This window comes from Inquilinus sp. Marseille-Q2685, assembly GCF_916619195.1.
Lineage (GTDB): Bacteria > Pseudomonadota > Alphaproteobacteria > DSM-16000 > Inquilinaceae > Inquilinus.
Genome location: NZ_CAKAKL010000001.1, coordinates 171,366 through 190,695 on the forward strand (window position 1 = coordinate 171,366; position 19,330 = coordinate 190,695).

General features: G+C 67.0%; 17 protein-coding genes and 4 tRNA genes. All 21 read left to right on the forward strand.

Annotation, left to right across the window (positions count from 1 at the left end):
* Positions 1 to 25: 25 nt before the first annotated feature.
* The 21 genes from LG391_RS00785 (at position 26) to nuoL (ending at position 19,326) form a co-directional block, all read left to right on the forward strand.
* Positions 26 to 110 (forward strand) — tRNA-Leu (locus tag LG391_RS00785).
* Between the two features lie 62 nt (positions 111 to 172).
* Positions 173 to 1,633, forward strand: coding sequence for a trigger factor (gene tig / locus LG391_RS00790; RefSeq protein ID WP_225764696.1), 1,461 nt, complete (start codon positions 173 to 175; stop codon positions 1,631 to 1,633).
* Between the two features lie 84 nt (positions 1,634 to 1,717).
* On the forward strand, positions 1,718 to 2,335 hold the full coding sequence (gene clpP, locus LG391_RS00795) for an ATP-dependent Clp endopeptidase proteolytic subunit ClpP (protein ID WP_225764706.1): 618 nt from the start codon (positions 1,718 to 1,720) through the stop codon (positions 2,333 to 2,335).
* A 201-nt stretch (positions 2,336 to 2,536) separates the two neighbouring features.
* Positions 2,537 to 3,802, forward strand: coding sequence for an ATP-dependent Clp protease ATP-binding subunit ClpX (gene clpX / locus LG391_RS00800; protein WP_225764708.1), 1,266 nt, complete (start codon positions 2,537 to 2,539; stop codon positions 3,800 to 3,802).
* Between the two features lie 271 nt (positions 3,803 to 4,073).
* Positions 4,074 to 6,479, forward strand: a complete 2,406-nt coding sequence (gene lon, locus LG391_RS00805) for an endopeptidase La (RefSeq protein ID WP_225764710.1) — start codon at positions 4,074 to 4,076, stop codon at positions 6,477 to 6,479.
* A 207-nt stretch (positions 6,480 to 6,686) separates the two neighbouring features.
* Positions 6,687 to 6,980 carry an HU family DNA-binding protein gene (locus LG391_RS00810; protein WP_225764712.1) on the forward strand — a complete coding sequence of 98 codons (294 nt, stop codon included), beginning with the start codon at positions 6,687 to 6,689 and terminating at the stop codon, positions 6,978 to 6,980.
* 99 nt (positions 6,981 to 7,079) lie between these two features.
* A tRNA-Val gene (locus LG391_RS00815) sits at positions 7,080 to 7,155 on the forward strand.
* Between the two features lie 138 nt (positions 7,156 to 7,293).
* Positions 7,294 to 7,370, forward strand: a tRNA-Asp gene (locus tag LG391_RS00820).
* Positions 7,371 to 7,443: 73 nt separating this feature from the next.
* Positions 7,444 to 7,520, forward strand: a tRNA-Asp gene (locus LG391_RS00825).
* Between the two features lie 336 nt (positions 7,521 to 7,856).
* Complete coding sequence (locus LG391_RS00830; protein WP_034832298.1) at positions 7,857 to 8,225, forward strand: NADH-quinone oxidoreductase subunit A; 369 nt, start codon at positions 7,857 to 7,859, stop codon at positions 8,223 to 8,225.
* Positions 8,216 to 8,779, forward strand: coding sequence for an NADH-quinone oxidoreductase subunit B family protein (locus tag LG391_RS00835; protein WP_225764714.1), 564 nt, complete (start codon positions 8,216 to 8,218; stop codon positions 8,777 to 8,779). The genes LG391_RS00830 and LG391_RS00835 overlap by 10 nt, the downstream gene beginning before the upstream one ends.
* Positions 8,780 to 8,797: 18 nt before the next feature.
* On the forward strand, positions 8,798 to 9,433 hold the full coding sequence (locus LG391_RS00840; RefSeq protein WP_225764715.1) for an NADH-quinone oxidoreductase subunit C: 636 nt from the start codon (positions 8,798 to 8,800) through the stop codon (positions 9,431 to 9,433).
* A 5-nt stretch (positions 9,434 to 9,438) separates the two neighbouring features.
* Positions 9,439 to 10,620, forward strand: coding sequence for an NADH-quinone oxidoreductase subunit D (locus LG391_RS00845; protein ID WP_225764726.1), 1,182 nt, complete (start codon positions 9,439 to 9,441; stop codon positions 10,618 to 10,620).
* Entirely contained in the window at positions 10,617 to 11,459 is an 843-nt protein-coding gene (gene nuoE / locus LG391_RS00850; RefSeq protein ID WP_308013020.1) for an NADH-quinone oxidoreductase subunit NuoE, read from the forward strand. Before LG391_RS00845 ends, nuoE begins: the two co-directional genes overlap by 4 nt.
* Entirely contained in the window at positions 11,459 to 12,757 is a 1,299-nt protein-coding gene (gene nuoF, locus LG391_RS00855; RefSeq protein WP_225764729.1) for an NADH-quinone oxidoreductase subunit NuoF, read from the forward strand. Before nuoE ends, nuoF begins: the two co-directional genes overlap by 1 nt.
* A gap of 10 nt (positions 12,758 to 12,767) precedes the next feature.
* Positions 12,768 to 14,822 (forward strand): NADH-quinone oxidoreductase subunit NuoG, encoded by a 2,055-nt coding sequence (nuoG, locus tag LG391_RS00860; protein ID WP_225764731.1) that lies wholly within the window; start codon positions 12,768 to 12,770, stop codon positions 14,820 to 14,822.
* Positions 14,823 to 14,829: 7 nt separating this feature from the next.
* Positions 14,830 to 15,837, forward strand: coding sequence for an NADH-quinone oxidoreductase subunit NuoH (gene nuoH / locus LG391_RS00865; protein ID WP_225764733.1), 1,008 nt, complete (start codon positions 14,830 to 14,832; stop codon positions 15,835 to 15,837).
* Between the two features lie 11 nt (positions 15,838 to 15,848).
* The gene (gene nuoI / locus LG391_RS00870; RefSeq protein WP_225764735.1) at positions 15,849 to 16,337 is read left to right on the forward strand and encodes an NADH-quinone oxidoreductase subunit NuoI; all 489 of its coding nucleotides are present in this window, start codon (positions 15,849 to 15,851) and stop codon (positions 16,335 to 16,337) included.
* 122 nt (positions 16,338 to 16,459) lie between these two features.
* Complete coding sequence (locus tag LG391_RS00875; RefSeq protein WP_225764756.1) at positions 16,460 to 17,056, forward strand: NADH-quinone oxidoreductase subunit J; 597 nt, start codon at positions 16,460 to 16,462, stop codon at positions 17,054 to 17,056.
* A 4-nt stretch (positions 17,057 to 17,060) separates the two neighbouring features.
* The gene (nuoK, locus tag LG391_RS00880; protein WP_034832270.1) at positions 17,061 to 17,369 is read left to right on the forward strand and encodes an NADH-quinone oxidoreductase subunit NuoK; all 309 of its coding nucleotides are present in this window, start codon (positions 17,061 to 17,063) and stop codon (positions 17,367 to 17,369) included.
* Between the two features lie 10 nt (positions 17,370 to 17,379).
* Complete coding sequence (gene nuoL / locus LG391_RS00885; protein WP_225764767.1) at positions 17,380 to 19,326, forward strand: NADH-quinone oxidoreductase subunit L; 1,947 nt, start codon at positions 17,380 to 17,382, stop codon at positions 19,324 to 19,326.
* Positions 19,327 to 19,330 lie beyond the last annotated feature (4 nt).

Consider the following 19,330-nt stretch of genomic DNA (forward strand, 5'->3'; position numbering starts at 1 on the left):
GGGGCGGGCAGGGCTGGGGGTCTTCGCGGGCGTGGCGGAATTGGTAGACGCACTGGATTTAGGTTCCAGCGGCGAAAGCCGTGGGGGTTCAAATCCCTCCGCCCGCACCATTGAACATCTCGACAGGGCACAGCACGACCGACCTGTCACATCGACGGATTCCTGAAGACCGATGCAAGTGATCGAAACCAGCACCGAGGGTCTGCGGCACGAGTTCAAGATCGTCGTGCCGGCGGCCGACATCGAACAGCGCGTCCAGACGGAGCTCGTCAAGCTCGCGGGCCGGGTCAAGCTCCCGGGCTTCCGCCCCGGCAAGGTGCCGGTGTCGCTGATGAAGCAGCGCTACGGCAAGTCGGTCATGGGCGAGGTCCTGGAAGGGGCCGTCGACGAAGGCACCCGCCAGGCGCTGGAGGAGCGCAACCTGCGCCCGGCCCTGCGCCCGAAGGTCGAGGTGACCAGCTTCGACGAGGGCAAGGACCTGGAGTACAAGGTCGATGTCGAGGTGCTGCCCGAGATCACCGCGCCGGCCTTCGACAGCGTCGAGATCGACCGTCCCGTCGCCGAGGTGACCGAGGAGCAGATCTCCGCCGGCCTGCAGCGCATCGCCGAGACCCGCCGCAAGTTCGAGCCGGTGGCCGAGGAGCGCGGCGTGGAGACCGGTGACGTCGCCGTCATCGATTTCGAGGGCAGCCTCGACGGGCAGGCCCCGAGCGAGGAGATGTCGGGCAAGGACTTCCGCCTGGAGATCGGCTCGAACCGCTTCATCCCGGGATTCGAGGACCAGTTGGTCGGCAAGAAGGCCGGCGAGCACGTCACCGTCTCGCTGAGCTTCCCCGAGGAGTATCCGAGCCCCGAGCACGCCGGCAAGCCGGCGAAGTTCGAGGTCGACGTCAAGTCGATCGAGAAGGGCGTGGTGCCCGAGGTGAACGAGGACTTCGCCAAGGAGCTGGGCTTCGAGGACCTCGAGGGCCTGCGCAACGCGGTCAAGAGCCAGACCGAGCAGGAGTTCGGCCGCGTGTCGCGCCTGCGCGCCAAGCGCAAGCTGCTCGACAAGCTGGCCGAGCTGGTCGACTTCGCCGTGCCGCAGGGCATGGTCGACCTCGAGTTCGACCAGATCTGGAAGCAGGTGCAGCAGTCGCTCGAGACCGGCGGCGACGACAATCCGGACAAGAACAAGCCGGAGGACGAGCTGAAGGCCGAGTACCGCGCCATCGCCGAGCGCCGCGTCCGCCTGGGCCTGCTGTTCGCCGAGATCGGCCGCGCCGAGAACGTCGAGGTGACGCAGGAGGAGCTGAATCGCGCCCTGATCGCCGAGGCCCGCCGCTATCCGGGCCAGGAGCAGCAGGTCGTCGACTTCTTCCGCAAGAACCCGCAGGCGATCGAGAATCTGCGCGCGCCGCTGTTCGAGGAGAAGGTCGTCGACGTCATCCTCGGCAAGATCAAGGTCAACGACACCTCGGTGACGCCGGAGGAGCTGGCGCGCGACCCGGACGAGGATGAGGCGGTCGAGGCCAAGCCGGCCGACGCCAAGCCCTCCAAGGGCAAGACGGCCAAGTCCAAGGCCGCCGCCGAGACCGAAGGCGCCGACGCGAAGGCCGCCGACACCGACGCCGATACCGGCACCGGCGCCTGACTGGTTGAAGGGCGCCGCGGACCTCCCCTAATGTAGGGGTGAGCCGCGGCGCCCTGCCGGCCCGCGCGAGCCTTCGAGGAACGTATGCCTCCGTATGAGCCGATCATGAATGCCATCATCCCGAGCGTCATCGAGACGACCAACCGGGGTGAGCGGTACTCGGACATTTACTCCCGCCTGCTGCGCGAGCGGATCGTTTTTCTGACCGGGCCGATCTATGACGAGCTCGCCAGCCTCGTCTGCGCCCAGCTGCTGTTTCTCGAATCCGAGAACCCGAAGAAGGACATCGCCTTCTACATCAACTCGCCGGGCGGGGTGATCACGGCGGGCATGGCGATCTACGACACCATGCAGTACATCCAGCCGCAGATCATGACCGTCTGCATCGGCCAGGCGGCGTCGATGGGCTCGCTGCTGCTGGCGGCTGGTGCCCCCGGCAAGCGCTTCGCCCTGCCGAACAGCCGCATCATGGTGCACCAGCCCTCGGGCGGCGCCCGCGGCCAGGCCTCGGACATCGAGATCCAGGCGCGCGAGATCCTGAAGCTGCGCCAGCGGCTGAACGAGGTCTATGTCAAGCACACCGGCCAGAGCCTCGAGGAGATCGAGCGCTCGATGGACCGCGACAAGTTCATGTCGGCCGATGAAGCCAAGGGCTTCGGCATCGTCGACGAGGTCGTCGAGCGGCGTCCGACCGTTGAATAATCGATCTTTGAGCCCGCGGCCCTACCGATCCGGGTCGAAGGGCGCTATCTTGATTCGTGATGATGCGGATCTGCCCTGCGCCGGGACGAGCTTGTCGCAGGGTGGAGCCGCCGCCATCTGGAGGCAGCCGCATCCCGGCCCGCAGGTCCCCGCGGCGGGGAGCACGCGGATCGGTAGCGCGGATGCGGAAGTGAGGCAGTGATGGGCAAGACCGCAGGCGGTGACTCGAAGAACACGCTCTACTGCTCGTTCTGCGGCAAGAGCCAGCACGAGGTTCGCAAGCTGATTGCGGGCCCGACTGTGTTCATCTGCGACGAGTGCGTCGAGCTGTGCACCGACATCATCCGCGAGGAGAACAAGACCACGCTGGTCAAGAACCGCGACGGGGTCCCGACGCCGAAGGACATCCGCAAGGTTCTCGATGACTACGTGATCGGCCAGGAGCACGCGAAGAAGGTGCTCTCGGTCGCCGTGCACAACCACTACAAGCGGCTGGCGCACGGCCAGAAGAACGGCGAGGTCGAGCTCGCGAAGTCGAACATCCTGCTGATCGGGCCGACCGGCTGCGGCAAGACGCTGCTGGCCCAGACCCTGGCCCGCATCCTCGACGTTCCCTTCACCATGGCCGACGCCACCACGCTGACCGAGGCGGGCTATGTCGGCGAGGATGTCGAGAACATCATCCTCAAGCTGCTGCAGGCCGCCGACTACAATGTCGAGCGGGCGCAGCGCGGCATCGTCTACATCGACGAGGTCGACAAGATCAGCCGCAAGTCGGACAACCCCTCGATCACCCGCGACGTCTCGGGCGAGGGCGTGCAGCAGGCCCTCCTGAAGATCATGGAAGGCACCGTCGCCTCGGTGCCGCCCCAGGGCGGGCGCAAGCACCCGCAGCAGGAGTTCCTGCAGGTCGACACCACCAACATCCTGTTCATCTGCGGCGGCGCCTTCTCCGGGCTGGAGAAGATCATCTCCCAGCGCGGCCGCGGCAGCTCGCTCGGCTTCGGCGCCGACGTGCGGGGGCCGGACGAGCGGACGACCGGCGAGATCTTCAGCGAGGTCGAGCCCGAGGATCTGCTGAAGTTCGGCCTGATTCCGGAGTTCGTCGGCCGCCTGCCGGTGGTGGCGACGCTCGAGGATCTCGACTCGGACGCGCTGATCGAGATCCTGTCCAAGCCGAAGAACGCGCTGGTGAAGCAGTACCAGCGGCTGTTCGAGATGGAGGACGTGCATCTGTCGCTGACCGACGATGCGCTGAAGGGCATCGCCAACCGCGCGATCCAGCGCAAGACCGGCGCCCGCGGCCTGCGCTCGATCATGGAGAGCATCCTGCTCGAGCCGATGTACGACCTGCCGAGCATGAACGGCGTGGTCGAGATCGTGGTCAACCGCGAGGTGGTCGAGGGCCGCGCCAAGCCGCTCCTGATCTACGCCGAGAAACAGCAGGACCGCGCTCCCGGCGCCTGACGCCGGGCCTGCGACAGATCCTGACCGACCTGACAGCCGATGCCTCCGGGCATCGGCTGTTTCGTTTCATAATTGCCGCGGAGCGCCGCCTTTGGCTTGCCATGACCACCCGATTGGGGTCTTGTGGCTAGGTCATGAGGGCTGCAGCATTCCCGTCCCTTGAACGGCTTCCGGTCGTCGCCACGTGTATTGGGCGCGCCGGGTCTCCACCGTCCGGCGCCGGCGCGGCGCCGCTCCTCGGGCCGCTGCCCACCCCAGTAAGGCAGAACGCATGTTGAACCTGAACAAAGACACGCTGTACCCGGTGTTGCCTCTGAGGGACATCGTGGTCTTCCCGCACATGATCGTGCCCTTGTTCGTCGGCCGCGAGAAATCGGTCCGCGCGCTCGAGGACGTGATGAAGGAGGACAAGCAGATCCTCCTGGTCACCCAGCGCAACGCCTCGCAGGACGATCCCTCGCCGGAGGAGATCTTCGACGTCGGCACGATCGGGACGGTGCTGCAGCTGCTGAAGCTGCCGGACGGGACCGTCAAGGTGCTGGTCGAGGGCGTCAAGCGCGCCCGCATCGTGCGCTACGCCGACAATCCGGAATTCTTCCAGGCCCAGGTCGAGCCGCTCGAGGAGGTCGGGGCCGACCCGCAGGAGGTCGAGGCGCTGGGCCGGGCCGCGGTCGCCCAGTTCGAGCAGTACATCAAGCTCAACAAGAAGATCCCGCCGGAGGTGCTGGTCTCGGTCAACCAGATCGAGGACGGCGCCAAGCTGGCCGACACCATCGCTGCGCATCTGTCGCTGAAGATCCCCGAGAAACAGCAGATCCTGGAGATCGCCTCGATCACCGAGCGGCTGGAGAAGGTCTACGGCTTCATGGAGGGCGAGATCGGCGTCCTCCAGGTCGAGAAGCGCATCCGCAGCCGCGTCAAGCGGCAGATGGAGAAGACCCAGCGCGAGTACTATCTGAACGAGCAGCTGAAGGCGATCCAGAAGGAGCTGGGCGAGGGCGAGGACGGCCGCGACGAGGCGGCGGAGCTCGAAGAGCGGATCAACAAGGTCAAGCTGACCAAGGAAGCCCGCGACAAGGCCATGGCCGAGCTGAAGAAGCTGCGGTCGATGAGCCCGATGTCGGCCGAGGCGACGGTGGTCCGCAACTACCTCGACTGGATGCTGTCGATTCCCTGGAAGCAGCGGACCCGGATCAAGAAGGACCTGCTGCATGCCGAGCAGGTGCTGAACGACGACCATTACGGCCTGGAGAAGGTCAAGGAGCGCGTGCTGGAGTACCTGGCCGTGCAGCAGCGGACCAGCAAGATCCGCGGCTCGATCCTGTGCCTGGTCGGCCCGCCGGGCGTCGGCAAGACCTCGCTGGGCAAGTCGATCGCCAAGGCCACCGGCCGCAACTTCGTGCGCATGTCGCTGGGCGGCGTCCGCGACGAGGCGGAGATCCGCGGCCACCGGCGGACCTATATCGGCTCGATGCCCGGCAAGGTCATCCAGGGCATGAAGAAGGCCAAGTCGTCGAACCCGCTGTTCCTGCTCGACGAGATCGACAAGCTGGGCGCCGACTACCGCGGCGATCCGTCCTCGGCGCTGCTCGAGGTGCTGGATCCGGAGCAGAACGCGACCTTCAACGACCACTATCTCGAGGTCGATTACGACCTGTCCGACGTGATGTTCATCTGCACGGCCAACAGCCTGCGCATGCCGCAGCCGCTGATGGACCGCATGGAGATCATCCGCATCCCCGGCTACACCGAGGATGAGAAGGTCGAGATCGCCAAGCGCCACCTGATCCAGAAGCAGGCCGAGGCCAACGGCCTGAAGAAGGGCGAGTGGACGCTGACCGACGAGGCGCTGCGCGACCTGATTCGCTACTACACCCGCGAGGCGGGCGTCCGCAGCCTGGAGCGTGAGATCGCGGGCCTAGCCCGCAAGGCGGTGCGCGAGATCCTGTCGACCGACGTGAAGAAGATCGTCGTCAATCCGGAGGATCTCGAGAAGTATGCCGGCGTGCGCAAGTTCCGCTACGGCGAGGCGGAGCTCGAGGACATGGTCGGCGTCGTCACCGGCCTGGCCTGGACCGAGGTCGGCGGCGAGATCCTGTCGATCGAGGCCGTGCCGGTCCCCGGCCGCGGCCGCGTGGTCGCCACCGGCAAGCTCGGCGACGTGATGAAGGAGTCGGTGCAGGCGGCGGAGAGCTTCGCCAAGGCCCGCGCCGTCTCCTTCGGCATCAAGCCGACCCTGTTCGGCAAGCGCGACATCCATGTCCACGTGCCGGAGGGGGCGACCCCGAAGGACGGACCGTCGGCCGGCATCGCCATGGTCACGGCCATCGTCTCGGCGCTGACCGGAAACCCGGTCCGCCGCGACGTGGCGATGACCGGCGAGGTCACCCTGCGCGGGCGGGTGCTGCCGATCGGCGGGCTGAAGGAGAAGCTGCTGGCGGCGGTCCGGGCCGGCATCAAGACCGTGATTATTCCGAAGGATAATGAAAAAGACCTTGCGGATATTCCGGATTCGGTGAAGAAGGCCCTGGCAATCCTGCCGACGGCCAATGTCGAGGAGGTTCTGAAGAACGCCCTGGTGCGTCCTCTGGAGCCGATCGAATGGAAGGAGACGGATGTGGACGACATCGCGCCCGTCGCCGCCGAGGGCGACGACGAAGCGGTGATCCGCCACTGATCGATTGCGGCGGCCTTGGAACTCGGCAGAATTCCGTGTGTTTCAGGGCCGCCGACGATTGACCGTGTTTCCGCGATACGCTTACATTTCGTGACGTTTCGGTGTCGGGAAAAGGCGCATCGAACGGTTGTCGGTTTGGAGAGTACCTAGCCTGTATCCGGCGAACCCGCCGGAACGACCAACACAGAGCCTAAAGGAGGCCGACACGTGAACAAGAACGATCTCGTCGCACACGTCGCGGAAAGCACCGGTCTGTCGCGTGCCGATGCTGGCAACGCCATCGACAGCTTCATCGACGGCGTCACCAAGACGTTGACGAAGGGGGGGGAAGTCCGCCTCGTTGGGTTCGGGACCTTCGGCGTTGCGGCGCGTGCCGCGTCCGAGGGCCGCAATCCGCGGACCGGCGAGACCATCAAGATCGCCGCCTCCAAGCAGGTCAAGTTCAAGGCCGGCAAGGGCCTGAAGGATGCCGTCAACGGCGCCGGCGGCAAGAAGAAGTAAGCCTCCGCGCTTGTGCCCGAACCGGCCGGTCGGTGCCCTGGCCCGACCGGCCGCTTCATGTCCGGGCCCCGGGGTGTCATCGTCCCTGCGGGCCCGCCCGGGCGATTAGCTCAGTTGGTAGAGCATCGGTTTTACACACCGAGTGTCGGCGGTTCGAGCCCGTCATCGCCCACCAGTTTCCGGCTGTCGCGGCCAAGCGAATCCCCGGATCCGGTCGCCGCGAAAATCCCGTTCCACCCGCTGGCAATTCAAGTTGACAGCCCCCGGTGGAGTGGGTATCTCAAGCGCCTCGCCGCGATGAGCGGCCAGATGCGCGGGTGTAGCTCAGTTGGTTAGAGCGCCGGCCTGTCACGCCGGAGGCCGCGGGTTCAAGTCCCGTCACTCGCGCCACTTCCTGTTTTCCGGTCTCGCTCCGGGTTTCGGCGCTCCGCCGAAGGCCCCGTGATCGTTTCCGGCACCCTGCGCGGGTGTAGCTCAGTTGGTTAGAGCGCCGGCCTGTCACGCCGGAGGCCGCGGGTTCAAGTCCCGTCACTCGCGCCACTTCCTCCCGACCATCATCGCTGTTCGTCCGGGCCGCCCCGCCACCGACGGGTTCTGCGGCCCTTGCTGCATTTGGACGCGGCTGGACGCGCCGGCCCGGATGGGCCGCCCGCGGCGTCGTCCGGAAGGGCGAAGATCCCAGTAAAATCATGCGGTTGAGAAGCATTCGCATCTACGAAATATGGCGGAAATTCGCTTCTCTCGTCGGAGATGCCGGCCTATAAAGGCCGCGCCGGAAGGGCGGCCGTGACGGACGGCCTTCACGACGAAGAAGAGATTTGGGGTGGAGCGCCTGCCGATCAAGATCGCGCAGGCTCCACGTGTGACGGGTGAGCGATGACGACCTCTCTAGTGTCGGAGTACTTTCCGATCCTCGTCTTCCTGGCGATCGCGATCGTGATCGCCGGCGCCGCGGTCGGCGCGTCCCTCGTCGTCGGCAAGCAGAACCCGGACAGCGAGAAGCTCTCGGCCTATGAGTGCGGCTTCGACGCCTTCGCCGACGCGCGCTCCAAGTTCGACGTCCGGTTCTACCTGGTCTCGATCCTGTTCATCATCTTCGATCTGGAAGTGGCCTTCCTGTTCCCCTGGGCGGTGGCGCTCAAGGACATCGGGATGTTCGGCTTCTGGTCGATGATGGTGTTCCTCGGCGTCCTGACCGTCGGCTTCATCTACGAGTGGAAGAAGGGAGCGCTGGAATGGGAGTGAGCGCGACGCAGCCGAACAGCCCCGTGGGCATCGGCACGCCGATCCCGCCGGGCGCCGGGCAGGACGCGGTGATCCACGCCGCCAATGCCGAGATCCAGGACAAGGGCTTCCTGCTGACCCAGTTCGATTCGCTGCTCGACTGGGCGCGCACGGGGTCGCTGTGGCCGATGACCTTCGGCCTGGCCTGCTGCGCGGTGGAGATGATCCACGCCTACATGCCGCGCTACGACCTGGACCGACTCGGCGTCATCCCGCGGCCCAGCCCGCGCCAGTCCGACGTCATGATCGTCGCCGGCACCCTGACCAACAAGATGGCCCCGGCTCTGCGCAAGGTCTACGACCAGATGCCGGAGCCGCGCTGGGTCATCTCGATGGGCTCCTGCGCCAATGGCGGCGGCTACTATCACTACTCTTATTCGGTGGTGCGCGGCTGCGACCGCATCGTCCCGGTCGACATCTACGTCCCGGGCTGTCCGCCGACCGCCGAGGCCCTGGTCTACGGCATCATGCAGCTGCAGAAGAAGATCCGGCGCGGCAACCGGATCGTCCGCTGAGGGATCGGGAAGCAAGGAATGGCATCGATCCAGGAACTGACCGATCTCGGCGCGGCCCTGGCGGCGGCGCTGGGAGGGGACGTGCTCGATCACGCGGTGTCGCCGACGGCCGAGCTGACCCTGACCGTGCGGCGCGAGTCGATCGTCAAGGTGCTGACGCATCTGCGCGACGCGCCGGACACCCTGTTCGAACAGCTGACCGACATCTGCGGCGCCGATTATCCAACCCGGCCGGAACGGCTGGAGGTGGTCTATCACCTGCTCAGCTTCCGGCATAACCGCCGGATCCGGATCAAGGTGACGACCGACGAGGACACGCCGGTGCCGTCCGCCGCGGGCGTCTTCCCGGCGGCCACCTGGTTCGAGCGCGAGGCCTGGGACCTGTACGGCATCTTCTTCGCCGACAATCCGGACCTGCGCCGCATCCTCACCGACTACGGCTTCGAAGGGCACCCGCTGCGCAAGGACTTCCCGCTGACCGGCTATGTCGAGGTCCGCTACGACACCGAGCAGAAGCGGGTGGTCTACGAGCCGGTCAAGCTGACCCAGGATTTCCGCACCTTCGACTTCCTCAGCCCGTGGGAGGGCATGACGCGGCAGGGTCCGGTGCTGCCGGGCGATGAGAAGGCCGCGTTGAACGAGCCCAAGGCTTAAGCACCATGGTCGAGACCCAGATCAAGCCCTACACCATGAATTTCGGGCCGCAGCACCCGGCGGCGCACGGCGTGCTGCGCCTGGTGCTCGAGCTCGACGGCGAGGTGGTGGAGCGGGCGGATCCGCATATCGGGCTGCTGCATCGCGGCACCGAGAAGCTGATCGAGTACAAGACCTACATGCAGGCGACGCCGTATTTCGATCGCCTCGATTACGTCGCCCCGATGAACCAGGAGCACGCCTTCGCCCTGGCGGTGGAGCGGCTGCTGGGCATCACCCCGCCGGAGCGCGGCCAGTACATCCGCGTGCTGTTCGCCGAGATCGGGCGCGTCCTCAACCATCTTCTCAACATCACGACCTATGCTCTTGATGTCGGGGCGGTTACCCCGTCGCTGTGGGGCTTCGAGGAGCGCGAGCTCCTGATGGAGTTCTACGAGCGGGTTTCGGGCGCGCGGCTGCACGCCAACTACTTCCGTCCGGGCGGGGTCGCCCAGGACATGCCGGCCGGCCTGGCCGACGACATCTGGGCCTACACCGAGCGCTTCCCGAAATTCGTCGACGACCTCGAGAGCCTGCTGACCGAGAACCGGATCTTCAAGCAGCGCCTGGTCGACATCGGCGTGGTGACGGCGGAGCAGGCCAAGGCCTGGGGCTTCTCGGGCCCGATGCTGCGCGCCTCGAACATCGCCTGGGACCTGCGCAAGGCGCAGCCCTACGACGTCTATGACCGGATGGAGTTCGACGTCCCGGTCGGCCTGACCGGCGACTGCTACGCCCGCTATCTGCTGCGGGTCGAGGAGATGCGCCAGTCCAACCGCATCATCCGGCAGTGCCTGGAGCAGATGCCGAAGGACGGCCCGGTCAAGACCACCGACCGCAAGGTGTCGCCGCCGCCGCGGGCCGAGATGAAGCGCTCGATGGAAGCGCTGATCCATCACTTCAAGCTCTACACCGAGGGCTACCACGTCCCGGCCGGCGAGACCTACGCCGCGGTCGAGGCCCCGAAGGGCGAGTTCGGCGTCTATCTGGTCGCGGACGGCACCAACCGGCCGTATCGCTGCCGTATCCGGGCCCCCGGCTTCGCCCATCTGCAGGGGCTCGATTTCATGAGCCGTGGACACATGCTGGCCGATGCGGTCGCGATCATCGGCAGCCAGGACATCGTGTTCGGGGAGATCGACCGATGACGGCCGCAGGAACTGCGCCGGAGGCGGATCAGCCGAAGGATTTCGCCTTCACGCCCGAGAATCTCGAGCGGGCGAAGCGCATCATCGCCAAGTACCCCGAGGGCAAGCAGCAGAGCGCGGTGATCCCCCTGCTCGACATCGCCCAGCGCCAGCACCACAACTGGCTGCCGCGGGCGGCGATGGATCATGTCGCCGACCTGCTGGAGATGCCGCGGATCCGGGTGTACGAGGTCGCCAGCTTCTACACCATGTTCAACAAGGCGCCGGTCGGCCGCCATTTCTTCCAGGTCTGCACCACCACCCCGTGCTGGCTGCGCGGGTCGGGCGAGGTGATGCGGGCGCTGAAGGACAAGGCCGGCTGCGGCAACCACGAGACCAGCGAGGACGGCCAGTTCTCGGTGCTCGAGGTCGAGTGCCTGGGCGCCTGCGTCAACGCCCCGATGGTCCAGATCAATGACGATTTCTACGAGGACCTGGACTACGACAAGACGGTCGCGCTGATCGAGGCGCTGAAGGCCGGCCAGCCGACCACGCCGGGCCCGCAGAACGGCCGCACCAACTCCGAGGCGCTGTCCGGCGCCACCACCCTGCTGGGCCTGAAGCCGGGCCATCGTCCGGCCGTTCCGGCCTCGGCTGGCCCGGTCCGCAACGGCACCAAGGGCGATCAGCCGGACACGGCGCCCGGCGGCGCTCCGTCGCCGCAGGAGGTCGCGGACCAGGCCGAGGCTTCGCCCGGCGCCCATCGCGGCGACGCCACGCCGGAGAAGAAGGCGCGGACCCAGGAGAAGATCGATCCGCCCGGCCGCCAGACCGGCACCACGGATACGGGAGAGAAGTGATGCTGCGCGACGAAGACCGCATCTTCACCAATCTCTACGGCTGGGACGACTGGGGCCTGGAAGGCGCCCGCCGCCGCGGCATCTGGAGCGACACCAAGGCGCTGGTCGACCTCGGCCGCGAGAAGATCATCGAGGAGGTCAAGACCTCCGGCCTGCGCGGCCGCGGCGGTGCCGGCTTCCCGACCGGCATGAAGTGGTCCTTCATGCCGAAGGAGAGCAAGGACGGCCGCCCGAGCTACCTCGTCATCAACGCCGACGAATCCGAGCCGGGCACCTGCAAGGACCGCGAGATCCTGCGCTTCGACCCGCACCGGCTGATCGAGGGCGCGCTGCTGGCGTCCTTCGCCATGGGGGCGCACGCCTGCTACATCTACATCCGGGGCGAGTTCTACGGCGAAGCCTCGAACATGCAGGTCGCGATCGACCAGGCCTATGACGCCGGCCTGCTCGGCAAGAACGCGGCCGGCACCGGCTGGGACTTCGACCTGTACCTGCACCGCGGCGCCGGCGCCTATATCTGCGGCGAGGAGACCGCGCTTCTGGAAAGTCTGGAGGGCAAGAAGGGCCAGCCGCGCAACAAGCCGCCGTTCCCGGCCGGCGCCGGCCTCTACGGCTGCCCGACCACGGTGAACAACGTCGAGACCATCGCCGTCGTCGGCGAGATCCTGCGCCGCGGCGGCGCTTGGTTCGCCGGCATCGGCCGGCCGAAGAACCAGGGCACGAAGCTGTTCTGCATCTCCGGCCATGTGAACCAGCCCTGCAATGTCGAGGAGGAACTCGGCATCCCGATGCGGGAGCTGATCGAGCGCCATGCCGGCGGCGTCCGCGGCGGCTGGGACAACCTGAAGGCGGTGATCCCCGGGGGCTCCTCGGCCCCGATCCTGCCGAAGGACATCTGCGACACCGTCCTGATGGACTTCGACGCGCTGCGCGAGGTCAAGTCGGCGCTCGGCACCGCCGGGCTGATCGTCATGGACAAGTCGACCGACGTGGTCTACGCGGTCGCCCGCCTGTCGCGCTTCTACATGCATGAGAGCTGCGGCCAGTGCACGCCGTGCCGCGAGGGCACCGGCTGGCTGTACCGGGTGATGCAGCGCATGGTCACCGGCGATGCGCGGTCGGACGAGATCGACATGCTGCTCGAGGTGACCAAGCAGATCGAAGGCCATACGATCTGCGCCCTGGGCGATGCGGCCGCCTGGCCGGTCCAGGCGCTGATCCGGCATTTCCGCGACGAGATGGAGCAGCGGATCCGCGAGTATCGCGACCGCGCCTATCGCCGCGAAGCCGCGGAATAGGAAGGCACCGATGCCCAAGCTGACGATTGACGGGATCGAGATCGAGGTCGAGCCGGGCACGTCGGTGCTGCAGGCCTGCGAGCGCCTCGGCATCGAGGTGCCGCGCTTCTGCTACCACGACCGGCTGTCGGTCCCGGCCAACTGCCGGATGTGCCTGGTCGAGATGGAGAAGTCGCCGAAGCCGATCGCATCCTGCGCGATGCCGGCCGGCGACGGCATGGTGATCAAGACCAACACCGAGCTGGTGCGCAAGGCGCGCCACGGCGTGATGGAGTTCCTGCTGATCAACCACCCGCTCGACTGCCCGATCTGCGACCAGGGCGGCGAGTGCGACCTGCAGGACCAGGCGGTGGCCTACGGCTTCGACCGCGGCCGCTACACCGAAGGCAAGCGGGCGGTCACCGACAAGTATCTCGGGCCGCTGATCGAGACCTTCATGACCCGGTGCATCCAGTGCACCCGCTGCATCCGCTTCATCGACGAGATCGCCGGCGTGCCGGTGCTTGGCGGCGTGAACCGCGGCGAGCACATGGAGATCACGACCTATGTCGAGCAGGCGATCGCGTCCGAGCTGTCGGGCAACCTGGTCGATGTCTGCCCGGTCGGCGCGCTGACCTCCAAGCCCTATGCCTTCAGCGCCCGGCCGTGGGAGCTGCGCAAGACCGAGACGATCGACGTGCTCGACGCCATCGGCTCGAACATCCGCATCGACGCCCGCGGCGGCGAGGGGATGCGCGTGCTGCCGCGGCTGCACGAGGACGTCAACGAGGAGGGGATCAGCGACAAGACCCGCTTTGCCGTCGACGGGCTGAAGCGCCGCCGCCTCGACCGGCCCTATGTCCGCCGTGACGGCAGGCTGCAGCCGGCCAGCTGGGCCGAGGCCTTCCAGGCCATCGCCGAGAAGGCGAAGGGGCTGGACGGCAAGCGCATGGCGGCGATCGCCGGCGACACCGTCGACGCCGAGGCCATGGTCGCGCTGAAGGACCTGATGGCGTCCTTCGGCTCGCCGAATCTCGACTGCCGCCAGGACGGGGCGAAGCTGCCGGCCGGGCCGCGCGGTGCCTATCTGTTCAACAGCGGCATCGCCGGGATCGAACAGGCCGACGTCATCCTTCTGGTCGGCACCAACCCGCGCTCCGAGGCGGCGATCGTCAACGCCCGCATCCGCAAGCGCTGGCTGAAGAACGGGCTGACCGTCGGCGTGGTCGGCCCGGATGTCGACCTGACCTACCGCACCCGCCATCTCGGCGCCGGGCCGGAGACGCTGGCGGCGATCGCCGACGGCACCGACGGCTTCGCCGAGGTGCTGCGCAACGCCAAGACGCCGCTGCTGATCGTGGGGCAGGGGGCTCTGGCCCGCGAGGACGGCGCCCAGGTGCTGGCCGCCTGCCGCAAGATCGCCGAGACCTACGGCCTGGTCCGCGACGGCTGGAACGGCTTCAACGTGCTGCACACCGCGGCGGCGCGGGTCGGCGGCCTGGATCTCGGCTTCCTGCCGGGCCCGGGCGGCCGCGACGTCGCCGGCATCCTCGACGGCGCGCAGAAGGGCGAGATCGACTTCGTCTGGCTGCTCGCGGCCGACGAGATCGACACCGGCCGTCTTGACAAGGCCTTCGTGGTCTATCAGGGCCATCACGGCGACCGCGGCGCCCACCGCGCCGACGTGATCCTGCCGGGTGCGGCCTACACCGAGAAGAACGCGACCTACGTCAACACCGAAGGCCGCGTGCAGCAGGCCCGCATGGCGGTGTTCCCGCCGGGCGAGGCGCGCGAGGACTGGAAGATCCTGCGCGCCGCCAGCGAGGTCATGGGCCGCAAGCTGCCCTATGACAGCCTGCGCGACGTGCGCCAGCGCCTGGTCGCGGTGAACCCGGTCTTCGGGTCGATCGACACCCAGGCGGCGGGCGAGTGGGGGCCCTTCGGCGCCGAGGGCGCGATGGGCTCCGCGCCCTTCGTCTCGGCGGTCGAGAACTTCTACATGACGGACCCGATCACCCGCGCCTCGGAGACGATGGCGCAGTGCATCGACGAGATCCTGGGCCAGCACAAAGCGGCGGCGGAGTAACGCGGCGATGGACTTCTGGAGCGGATACGCCTGGCCGACGGTTCTCGTCGTCCTTCAGATCATCGCGATCGTCCTGCCGCTGATCATCGCGGTGGCCTACCTGACCTATGCCGAGCGCAAGGTGATGGCGGCGATGCAGCTGCGCCAGGGCCCGATGGTGGTCGGTCCCTTCGGCCTGCTGCAGCCGATCGCCGACGGCCTGAAGCTGCTGAGCAAGGAGACGATCATCCCCTCCGGCGCCAACCGGATGCTGTTCATCCTGGCGCCGATGATCACCTTCTTCCTCAGCCTCGTGGCCTGGGCGGTGATCCCGTTCGACGACGGCTGGGTGCTGGCCGACATCAATGTCGGCGTGCTGTACCTGTTCGCGATCTCCTCGCTCGGCGTCTACGGGATCATCATCGCCGGCTGGTCCTCGAACTCGAAATACGCCTTCCTCGGCGGCCTGCGCTCCGCGGCGCAGATGGTGTCCTACGAAGTCTCGATCGGCTTCGTCATGATCACCGTGCTGCTCTGCGTCGGGTCGCTCCGGATCTCGGACATCGTCCACGCGCAGCAGAACATCTGGTTCGCGATCCCGCTGCTGCCGATGTTCGTGATCTTCTTCATCTCGGCGCTGGCCGAGACCAACCGCGCGCCGTTCGACCTGCCCGAAGGCGAATCCGAGATCACCGGCGGCTTCATGGTCGAGTACTCGTCCATGACCTACGCGCTGTTCTTCCTCGGCGAGTACGCCAACATGATCCTGATGAGCGGGATGACCACCATCCTGTTCCTCGGCGGGTGGCTGCCGCCCTTCGGCATCGCGCCCTTCACCTGGATCCCCGGCGTGATCTGGTTCGTGGCGAAGATCCTCTTCTGCCTGTTCGTCTTCATCTGGGTCCGGGCGACGCTGCCGCGCTTCCGCTACGACCAGCTGATGCGGCTGGGCTGGAAGGTGTTCCTTCCGTTCTCGCTGGCCTGGGTGGTCATCACCGCCGGCGTGCTCACCGCCTTCGGCTGGCTGCCGAACTGAGAGGCCGAGACATGGCGTTCATCGACCGCACCGCCCGCAGCCTCCTGCTCAAGGAAATCCTGGGCGGCCTGGCGCTGACCTTCCGCTACATGTTCAAGCAGAAGGCGACGCTGAACTATCCGTTCGAGAAGGGCCCGCTGAGCCCGCGCTTCCGCGGCGAGCACGCGCTGCGCCGCTATCCCAGCGGCGAGGAGCGGTGCATCGCCTGCAAGCTGTGCGAGGCTATCTGCCCGGCCCAGGCCATCACCATCGAGGCCGAGCCGCGCGCCGACGGCAGCCGCCGCACGACGCGCTACGACATCGACATGACCAAGTGCATCTATTGCGGCCTGTGCCAGGAGGCCTGCCCAGTGGATGCGATCGTCGAGGGACCGAACTTCGAGTTCGCGACCGAGACGCGCGAGGAGCTTTTCTACAACAAGGAGAAGCTGCTGCAGAACGGGGACCGCTGGGAAGCGCAGATCGCCGCGAACATTGCGGTCGACGCGCCTTACCGGTAAGACCCGCCGCGCCGCCTCGCCGGAGGATTCGGCCCGGCTCCCGCAAGGGGCCGGCGCCGCGTGAGGGGTAGAGCAACCGTGACCTCGAGCGTCCAGATCGGGACGACAGGGAGCACCGTGAGATGATCATCCAGGCCTTGGCCTTCTATCTGTTCGCCGCGATCACCGTGGCCTCCGCCGTGATGGTGATCTCGGCCCGCAACTCGGTGCACTCGGTGCTGTTCCTGATCCTCGCCTTCTTCAACGCGGCGGCGCTGTTCGTGCTGATCGGGGCGGAGTTCCTGGCGATGATCCTGGTCGTCGTCTATGTCGGCGCGGTCGCGGTGCTGTTCCTGTTCGTCGTGATGATGCTGGACATCAACTTCGCCGAGCTCCGTGCCGGCTTCCTGCGCTACCTGCCGGTCGGCGCGCTGATCGGCGTGGTGCTGCTGGTTGAGCTGTTCCTGCTCTACGGCTCGGTCGGCGGCCCGTCGATCCTGGCCGGGGCGGCGCAGCCCGGCCCGACCAACACGGCGGCGCTCGGCCAGCTGATCTACACGCAGTACGCCTTTCCGTTCCAGGCCGCGGGCCTCGTCCTCCTGGTCGCGATGATCGGGGCGATCGTGCTGACTCTGCGCCACCGCGCGGGCGTCCGCCGCCAGGTGATTTCGCAGCAGCTCGCGCGCCGGCGCGAGGAGGTGATGGTGATCAAGAAGATCGGCACCGGGGAAGGGGCCTGACGCCATGACGATCGGACTCGGGCACTACCTCGTCCTCGCGGCGATCCTGTTCACGCTCGGCATCTTCGGCGTGTTCCTGAACCGCAAGAACGTCATCGTCATCCTGATGTCGGTCGAGCTGATGCTGCTCGCCGTCAACATCAACCTCGTCGCCTTCTCGGTCGCCCTCGGCGACCTGGTGGGGCAGGTGTTCGCGCTGTTCGTGCTGACCGTCGCCGCCGCCGAGGCCGCGATCGGCCTCGCGATCCTCGTCGTCTACTTCCGGAACCGCGGCTCGATCGCGGTCGAGGACATCAACATGATGAAGGGCTGAGGCGCCCCCGATGGACATCGCCGCAATCTTCCTGCCGCTGGCCGGCTTCCTGATCGCAGGACTGTTCGGCCGCCTCATCGGCGACCGCGCCTCGATGGCCGTGACGACGCTCGCCGTCTGCGTCGCCTGCGTCATCTCCTGGTGGCTGTTCTTCGACGTCGCCATCGAAGGCAACGTCCGCACCCATTCGCTGCTGCTGTGGATCAGCAGCGGCACCTTCGTCGCCGACTGGGCGCTGAAGTTCGACACGCTGACCGCCGTGATGCTGATCGTGGTGAACACCGTCTCCGCGATGGTGCACATCTACTCGATCGGCTACATGTCGCACGACCATTCGAAGCCGCGTTTCTTCGCCTATCTCAGCCTGTTCACCTTCGCCATGCTGATGCTGGTGACCGCGGACAACCTGGTCCAGCTGTTCTTCGGCTGGGAAGGCGTCGGCCTGGCCTCCTACCTCCTGATCGGCTTCTGGTACGAGAAGGAAAGCGCCCGCGCCGCCGCGGTGAAGGCGTTCCTGGTCAACCGCGTCGGCGACTTCGGCTTCGCCCTCGGCATCTTCGCCGTCTACAAGCTCTTCGGCACGGTGCGGTACGAGGAGATCTTCGCCGCCGCGCCGAGCCTGGTCGATGCCCGGATCAACTTCCTCGGCATGGACCTGCCGGGCCTGACCACCGCCTGCCTGCTGCTGTTCGTCGGCGCCATGGGCAAGTCGGCCCAGCTGGGCCTGCACACCTGGCTGCCGGACGCGATGGAAGGCCCGACCCCGGTCTCGGCCCTCATCCACGCGGCCACCATGGTCACCGCCGGCGTCTTCATGCTGTCGCGCATGTCGCCGCTGTTCGAATACGCCCCGGACGCGCTGGCCGTGGTCTGCGTCATCGGCGCGCTGACCGCCTTCGTCGCCGCGACGATCGGCCTGACCCAGTTCGACATCAAGCGGGTCATCGCCTATTCGACGATGAGCCAGCTCGGCTACATGTTCTTCGCCATCGGCGTCTCGGCTTACCAGGCGGCGATCTTCCACCTGATGACGCACGCCTTCTTCAAGGCGCTCTTGTTCCTCGGCGCCGGCTCGGTGATCCACGCCATGGGCGGCGAGCAGGACATGCGCAAGATGGGCGGCATCTGGAAGCTGATCCCCTGGACCTACGCCCTGATGTGGATCGGCAGCCTGGCGCTGGCCGGCATCGGCATCCCGGGCGTGTTCGGCTTCGCCGGCTTCTATTCGAAGGACATGATCCTCGAGGCGTCCTGGGCCGCCCACACCAATGTCGGCGCCTTCGCCTACTGGCTCGGCATCCTGGCGGCGGTGATGACCGCCTTCTACAGCGGCCGCCTGCTGTTCCTGACCTTCCACGGCAAGCCGCGCGCCGATCACCACACCATGGATCATGTCCATGAATCCCCGCCGGTGATGCTGGTGCCGCTCCTGATCCTCGGCACCGGCGCGGTGCTGGCCGGCCTGATCGGCTACGACGTCTTTGTCGGCGAGGGGCGCGAGCACTTCTGGCGCGAGGCGATCCTGGTGCTGCACGGCCAGGACAGCATCGAGGAGGCGCACCACGTCGCCCTCTGGGTCAAGCTGCTGCCGCTGGTCGCCGGGCTGATCGGCCTCGCCGCCTCCTGGGTCTTCTACATCCAGGCGCCGGGGCTGCCGGGCGCGGTGGTGCGGGCGTTCAAGCCGATCCACCAGCTGTTCTTCCGCAAGTGGTACTTCGACGAGATCTACGACGTCCTCTTCGTCAAGCCGGCCTTCGTCCTCGGCCGCGCCTTCTGGAAGGGCGGCGACGGCGCGATCATCGACCGGCTCGGGCCGGACGGCATCGCCGCCACCTCGATCGGCGTCGCCCGGCGGGCCAGCCGGCTCGAGAGCGGATATGTCTACCACTATGCCTTCGTCATGGTGATCGGCGTGGTCGCGCTGGTCTCCTGGTATGTCCTCGGCGGCCGGATCTGAGAGT